Raw genomic sequence first — 7,529 nt, 5'->3', positions numbered from 1 at the left:
TCGTTGTAGATCAGGATGTCGGGCTCCAGCTGCATATTCTCCATGTACCGTCCTTCCCGGATCGCCCAGGATCCCACCTGCGGAATGCCGAACACGATGGACGGATTGATCTGGGTCTCCCACCAGACGGCGGTCATCGTTCCCGGCACCGGGGCTCCGACCAGTTTGCCGATCCCGAGGGTCCGGTAGGTGTAGGGGAAGCCGGAGGCGTCGGAATAGTTGTCCTCGCACACGAGGACGCAGGAGGGCTTGGTCCACTTGTTGTACGGTTCCGTTCCGATGTATTGGCCGCGCGGAGTGAACCGGATGTACGGCTTTCCGCTCAGGAAGGTGGCCAGGTCGTCGTGCAGCCAGCCGCCGCCGTTGTGGCGGGGGGCCCCGACCGCCGCCCCCGCAGCCCCGTTTTTTTCCCGCCGGGGGGGAAAAGGCTCCCCGGAACACGGGGGAAACATGTCCCGGGTGTGGGGGGGGGCGAGCTTTCCCCCCCCCTCGCCAACTTAGTTATCGATTATTCGTCGTCACCATCTGATTGCTCTTCGCGGCGATCGTCACGCCGATCATCGCGGCGATCACCGCGGCGATTATTGCGGTGCCGGCGGCTACGGTTACGAGAGCGACGAGGACGATCTTCGTCTTCGGAGCGACGAGATTCCTGCTTAGCTTCGTTTTCAGCTAATGCGGCCTCTTGCTCTTCACTGAGTACCGCCACCAGCGATAGTTTGCCCCGTTCATCGATTTCTTCGATCTCTACCTGAACTTGGTCGCCAACGCCCAGTACGTCCTCTACCTGGTTGATGCGTTTGCCCCCTACCAGACGACGAATCTGGGAAATATGCAGCAGACCGTCCTTGCCGGGGGTCAGGGATATGAAAGCCCCGAAGGAAGTGGTCTTAACCACGGTTCCCACGAAACGCTCCCCTACCTCAGGCATTTGCGGGTTAGCGATTGCATTCACGGCGGCCCGCGCTGCCTCTGCCGATTCAGCATCGGAGGAAGAAATATAGACAGTGCCGTCATCTTCGATAGTTACTTCCGCGCCAGTATCTTCTTGAATCTGGTTAATCATCTTGCCCTTAGGGCCGATGACCTCGCCAATCTTGTCTACCGGCACCTGTACGGTGATGATGCGCGGAGCATAGGGGCTCATTTCGTCCGGTTCTGGAATGGCCTGTTCAATCAGGTTCAAGATTTCCAGGCGGGCTTCCTTAGCCTGAGCTAGCGCACCTTTCAGCACGTCAGAGGGGATACCATCCAGCTTGGTGTCTAGCTGTAGGGCGGTAATAAAGTCCCGGGTACCGGTGACCTTGAAGTCCATATCCCCAAAGCCGTCCTCGGCTCCCAAAATATCGGTGAGGGTCATGTACTTCGTGGTCCCGTCCTCGTTAGGCTCACTCATTAGCCCCATGGCAATCCCGGCAACCGGGGCTTTTAGCGGCACGCCCGCATTCAGTAGCGAAATCGTGGAGGCGCAAGCCGAACCCATAGAGGAAGAGCCGTTCGAACCCATAACTTCGGATACTTGGCGGATAGCGTAAGGGAATTCTTCTTTGGAGGGAAGTACTGGCTCTAACGCCATTTCCGCGAGGTGACCGTGCCCGATTTCGCGGCGCTTGGGGCTGCCCACGCGACCGGTTTCACCGGTGCAATAGGGCGGGAAGTTGTATTGATGCATATAACGCTTGCGGGTCACCGGGCTGAGGTTGTCAAGCTGCTGTTCCATCCGCAGCATATTCAGGGTAGTTACCCCCAACACCTGGGTTTCGCCACGACGGAAAATCGCGGATCCGTGCAGGCGGGGCAGCACTCCGGCGCGTGCATAGAGCGAGCGAATCTGGTTGGGCTGGCGTCCATCCATCCGCACGCCTTCGTTTAGGGTGCGGGTACGGATTAGCTCTTTTTCGAGGGCGCGGAAAGCGGCTTTGAGCTCTTTCTCGCCCTCGGGGAAACGCTCTTCCAGGTCGGAAAGCATTTGGTCTTTGATTTCATCAACCCGGTTTTGCCGATCGAGTTTCTCTGCAATCTGTACGGCCTGGTCAAGCTGTTCGCGGCAGTTTTCGGCCACCGCGTCCCAGTGTTCGTCCTCGAAGTCTTTAAACAGCGGGAACTCTAGGGTTTCTTTCTGACACTTGGCCGCTACCTGCGCTTGTGCGCGGCACAGTTCTTTAATGAAAGGTTTAGCGGCTTCCAGACCGGCAGCTACTACATCTTCGGTCGGAGCGGTCTGTCCCTGTTGAATCAAATCCCAGGTACCTTCGCCGCCGCCGGCCTCTACCATCATAATGGCCACATCTTCGCCGCCATCAGCGGTTTGAATAACCCGTCCGGCAACCACCATGTTGAAAGTGGAACGCTCGATTTCGCTGTAACGCGGGAAAGCTACCCACTGTCCATCGATTAAGGATAGCCGAGTGCCACCGATCGGCCCGGAGAAGGGCAGACCGGAAATCTGGGTGGACATGCTAGCAGCGTTAATGGCTAGCACGTCATAGGCATCATCGGGATGTACGGTCAGTACCGTAGCTACCACCTGTACCTCGTTACGCAGCCCTTTTACGAATGAGGGGCGCAGCGGACGGTCAATTTGGCGAGCAGCGAGAATCGCTTCCGTGCCGGGGCGTCCTTCCCGCCGGAAGAAGTTTCCGGGGATACGTCCGGCCGCGTATTGGCGTTCTTCCACGTCAACGGTGAGCGGGAAGAAATCAAACTGGTCGCGCGGGTTTTTACCTACCGTAGTGGCAGATAGAACTGTGGTTTCATCATCCAGGTATGCCAACGCACTGCCGGCAGCCTGCTGGGCGAGTAGGCCAGTTTCGAAGCGCACGGTGCGCTGCCCGAAACGACCGTTATCGATGATTGCCTCGGAGGCAATCACTTCTGGATCGTCCATCATTTTCTTTTATTTACTCCTTGTATTCCATCTTCTAGGGCCAATGCCCTCCTGAGAGCTATCACCTTGTGATGGGCGGTCAACGATCGAGACCCACGGAGAAAGGCGACTAGAAACTGCTGCGCCTGATCCGGAGGCCACCACCGAAGACCGAAACCGGGGTGATAGCAATTCGGCCCGGCGTTAACCGGGCCGATATTTCTATGTTAGTGGCGCAAGCCGAGACGCGCGATCAGAGAACGGTAACGTTCAATATCGATGTCTTTTAGGTAACCTAGCAGGCGGCGCCGCTGCCCTACCAACAACATTAGTCCCCGACGGGAGTGGTGATCATGTTGGTGAGTTTTGAAATGCTCAGTCAGATCCGAGATCCGCTTGGAAAGCAGCGCGATCTGAACCTCAGGCGAACCCGTATCACCGGGATGGGTCGCGTATTCTTCCATAATCTTGGCTTTTTCTTCTTTACTCAGTGCCACTGGGTTCTCCTTTTCTGCTACTTGTTGCACGGAGCTCCGGGGCAGTTTCACCCGGGCATGACGCATCCGTGGCCGGCTTGTAACGGCTTTTCTAGCCTAACATTATCGCTGTTGGTAACCCTATTTATAGCTAGGTGAACTAGGACACGCGCAGGCGAGGTTAATGCGAAGCTAGGACGGGGGCGAGGACGCTGGTGTGAGTTACGCACGGGGTCTTGAACTTATCTAATTCTCCATTTCGGGGCTGGCTCGGTAAAAGCACTCCGGGGCCCCGTGACCTGCTACGCAGGTCAAGCCCCGTTCGTATCTTTTACCGGCCGCGCCCCCTAGTCACACTGAGCTACCTTCTCAGCACGGGGTCTTGGTTTTTTCTCCCGCACAAGAATTCGGAAAAAGACCGCAGGCATTTTCCGAATTCTTATGTGCACCGCACCTGCTCGGATAAGACCAATCCTCCGCACTCTGCGGCACGCCCTAACCTGCGCGGAAGGCATATCTTAGTTCGGCTATTATTTCATCTGGTTTCGCCATCATAGTCCCCCGCCTCCAAGGCTTTAGCAGCGAACTTGTCGAAATCTGACTGATATTCCCTGTCTTGGATTATTCGATATTTTTCCAGTTCTTCTTTGGCAGCCTGGTCGGCTATTTTCTTGGAGATTTTCCCGGCGCTCTCTAAGAGTTCGCGACTGTCAAGAGTGAGTACTTGGTTTAGGAATTTCTCCCATTCTTCCATGGTGGTGGGAATATGCCGCTTGGCACGCGATTCTGCCAGGTTTAGATAGGCTTCAACTATTCGTCCTAAATCTGCCAATTCGTCTTTCGTGAGGTAGTTCTTGGCTACGGTAACATCGCTGGCTAGGACTTTCCCATCCGGAGAGTTTTTCCAAGTCGTTAACCCCATATGCGGTTTGGCAGCATCAGCACGCTGGGCAATCAACTCGGCAGCGGTATGACCATGCACCGCGTAATGCAGTTTGTTTTGAACGGCAGCGAAGAATACTTTGGTGGTGGGGGCATTGGGGTTGTAGTCGACTGCGGTGGCATAGATGTCGGTTATTTTTTGGTAAAAGCGGCGCTCGGAGAGGCGAATCTCGCGTACTTCTTGGAGTAGTTCCTCGAAATAGTCATGACCCAGTATCGTCCCCGACTCCATACGAGCTCGATCAATAATATAGCCACGCAAAGTAAAGTCACGAAGCACTGCGGTTGCCCACTGCCGGAACTGGGTAGCGCGAACAGAATTTACGCGGTAGCCAACGGAAATAATCGCGTCTAAGTTGTAATGCTGGATTTGGCGAGTTACCTGGCGAGAGCCTTCTTGGCGAACTACTCGAAAAATTCGAGTAGTTGCCTCTTCCGCCAGCTCCCCGGACTCGAAAATCTGTTGCAGATGATAGGTGACTGTGTTGCTCTCGACATCAAACAGCTCAGCCATCAACGCCTGCGTTAACCAGATAGTACCGTCCTCATAGCGCACTTCAACGCCCGCGCCGGGCTGAGCGGTGAAAACCAGGAACTGACCGGAATCATGCTTAACCATTGTCCGAGAAGTGGTTTTCCCGAGGCTCTTTTCAGCTTTACTATTCTTCGTCATACCGTTTCTCTAGATATTTCTCTGATTGAGGGCTTCCAATTGCAGACCGCTGCAAAGGCGCAAACCGTTGCTTCTGAGTCTAAACCAAGCTCTTTACCCCCGTGGCTCCCCATTCAACCCTCAGGTTTAACCCTTACCCGACCTCCAGATTTTGTAAGAAAATCATTTATCCTTACACTTACCCCTCACTTTTGTAAGGATAATATTTATCCTTGCAAGTACCCGCTTCTACGTGCAAAGATAAAGAAACACCTATAACAATAGCGGCGATATCGCCGCAAGAATGGCGGGAAACTCAATCTTGGGGAGGCGAAAATATGGGTAAGTATGAAAAGCGCCATTGGCCAGCGAATTTGTCTGCATTTTCCCGGGAAGGCCGGCGCAGCGGCGATTACCGCTCCTACGTCCCTGACCTGCTGGCGGGAAATATCGTGATTACTGAAGAAAACTCGGCCGCCGCTGCTCTCTTGGAACGGAAAATCCTGGCGTTTTCTCCGCTAATCTCGCAGCTAGGGATGGAGTCTTTGGCGCGGTTGATCTTGCGCGGTGAAGCTATTGCCTCCAGCAATATCGAGGGATTGCAGGTTGCTCCGCGGGAACTGGCGCGTGCCGAACTGAAGGAAAAAAGCGGCACTGATCCGCGCAGCACCGCTGGGGACGTCATCCGCAACATCCAGATACTAGAGGACGCAACCCGGGAATTAGCTAGCGCCGAGACGGTTTCACTTGCGGACATTGTGGATTTGCAGCAGAAACTAATCCACGAGAAAACCTGGCAAGGGATCCGCAGCAGCCAAAACTGGTTAGGGGGCAGCTCCTACCATCCCCTAGCTGCCAGCTATATCCCGCCCTCCCCCGAACACCTCGATGGTTTATTAAATGACCTGGTCAAATATTTAAATGGGGCGGAGCACGGCCCGCTACTGCAGGCGGCGCTAGTGCACGCACAGTTCGAATCCATCCACCCCTTCCCGGACGGTAATGGCCGCATCGGGCGCGCTCTGATCCATATTGGTTTAACCCGCCGCGGCCTCACCCAGGGCGCTACCCTGCCACTATCTTTGGCGCTCGCCACCAGAACTGACCTTTACGAGGACGCACTTTCTTCCTACCGCCACCTCGCCTCCCCCCGCAGCGAACAGGCAATATCAGCGGTGAACCAGTGGATCAAAGTCTTCTTGGACGCTTGCCAGATTGCGCTCACCATTTCCGAAAGCCTTAAGAAACAGGTTGAACAGTTGCAAGCTGATTGGAAGGCGCGACTGGATTCCTGGTACCGCAGTGAGCACCACCGCGCCCTGCGCATTGATGCGGCTGCTAACCGTTTGCGGGAGCAACTGCCCAATTTGCCGATGTTTACCATTGCTTCCGCTGCCCAGGCTTTAAATGTTTCTCGCCCCGCTATCGAGAACGCCGCTAAAGATTTAGTCGCAGCGGGAATAGTGGCGCCGCTTAATATCGGGCGTGGGCAACGCGGCTGGTGGCAACCGGATTTATTTGACCTGATTATCGGCAGTGAACGCCGCCTTGCCTCCACCCAGTGGGACACCCTAGCCTCTGCCCCGCGCCGCCCAGTACCTAACGCTTTGTCAGCTCGCGCCCTAGCACACGCATAAAGGGTTAACGAGGGTAAAGATCCCGAAGATGGGGCAGTTTTTGAGGACGCAAACCAGGCGGCAGAATTTCTGGACTCCCTGGCATGAAAATCATTTTTGACCGCCAGGACCTCACCAAGACGCTTATCTTTACCACACCCCCTTAAAATCTTTACTTTTTGCTGCTTTCTTGCCGTAAGAAGTAAAGATTTTTTCTGCGGCAGTATCGGGGATAAAAAGCAACAGCGCCTAATCATGCATTTCGAAAAACGCGAGGATGCCGCTAGTTAAATCTGTCTTTATTCACCCAATCGTAAATCCACTGCATATTAATCAACGGCTCCGGCTGCGCATCAATCACCGGCTGAACAGCCTTGTAAATTTCACGTATCAATTCAGCTCGATCTATGTCTTTTGGTGAAATTTCACGCGCTCGCCTATCGCTGGCACCTAATAGCTGGAAATGCTCATTAAAACCATAAACAACGATGTTCTCATCGCAATATAAATAACGAGGATCGGAGGAAAACGAAAACAGTACCAGTTTCTCACCATCTTTATAATTACTGTTATAGATAGTTCTACTTCCGTCGTAATCATACTTTATACCTTTAATATCTGGAGTATAGATCCAGTCAAGGTTACGTGTTACTTCCATAAGCACCGGTTCCACCCCGGCTTTATGGGGAGTGCGTTGGGCATAGTAAACCGAGTTTGATTTCAAATTAAAAGACACAAAACCCAGCGCTAAAACAACAACAATAAACCCAATAAAGACGCCAAGAATAATCTTCTTCAACACAGGCACCCACCTCCCTACAGCGATCCTTGAAAACCGCAAATACGCAATAAAATCCCGCGAACATTTAATTGAACCTGTCTTTATTGACCCAATCGTAAATCCACTGCAAATTAATCAACGGCTCCGGCTTCGCATCAATCACCGGCTGAACCACCCGATAACTCTCACCATCTAT

At 53.8% G+C, this 7,529-nt stretch carries 6 protein-coding genes; 1 reads left to right on the top strand and 5 read right to left on the bottom strand.

The features are described 5' to 3' along the window. The 4 genes from RDM26_RS08245 to RDM26_RS08230 all read right to left on the bottom strand — a co-directional run. Positions 1–452, bottom strand: a 452-nt coding sequence (locus RDM26_RS08245) for a S41 family peptidase (protein WP_307738482.1), incomplete at its 3' end; no start/stop codon positions are given. 56 nt (positions 453–508) lie between these two features. Continuing rightward, on the bottom strand, positions 509–2,890 hold the full coding sequence (locus tag RDM26_RS08240; protein ID WP_307738481.1) for a polyribonucleotide nucleotidyltransferase: 2,382 nt from the start codon (positions 2,888–2,890) through the stop codon (positions 509–511). Between the two features lie 203 nt (positions 2,891–3,093). Beyond that, a complete protein-coding gene (rpsO, locus tag RDM26_RS08235) occupies positions 3,094–3,363 on the bottom strand; it encodes a 30S ribosomal protein S15 (protein ID WP_027723647.1) in 270 nt (89 codons plus the stop codon). Positions 3,364–3,877: 514 nt separating this feature from the next. Then, the gene (locus RDM26_RS08230; protein WP_307738480.1) at positions 3,878–4,957 is read right to left on the bottom strand and encodes a RhuM family protein; all 1,080 of its coding nucleotides are present in this window, start codon (positions 4,955–4,957) and stop codon (positions 3,878–3,880) included. Positions 4,958–5,274: 317 nt separating this feature from the next. Here RDM26_RS08230 and RDM26_RS08225 point away from each other — a divergent pair, with 317 nt between their 5' ends. Beyond that, complete coding sequence (locus RDM26_RS08225) at positions 5,275–6,573, top strand: Fic family protein (RefSeq protein ID WP_307738479.1); 1,299 nt, start codon at positions 5,275–5,277, stop codon at positions 6,571–6,573. A gap of 262 nt (positions 6,574–6,835) precedes the next feature. On the opposite strand, the gene RDM26_RS08220 is transcribed toward RDM26_RS08225, so the two are convergent. After that, the gene (locus tag RDM26_RS08220; RefSeq protein WP_307738478.1) at positions 6,836–7,354 is read right to left on the bottom strand and encodes a hypothetical protein; all 519 of its coding nucleotides are present in this window, start codon (positions 7,352–7,354) and stop codon (positions 6,836–6,838) included. Positions 7,355–7,529: the final 175 nt, after the last annotated feature.

It is taken from the genome of uncultured Varibaculum sp. (genome assembly GCF_902489465.1).
Classification (GTDB): Bacteria; Actinomycetota; Actinomycetes; order Actinomycetales; family Actinomycetaceae; genus Varibaculum.
Note: the sequence above shows the minus strand (reverse complement) of the source record. Positions and strands in the feature narration are given on the sequence as shown.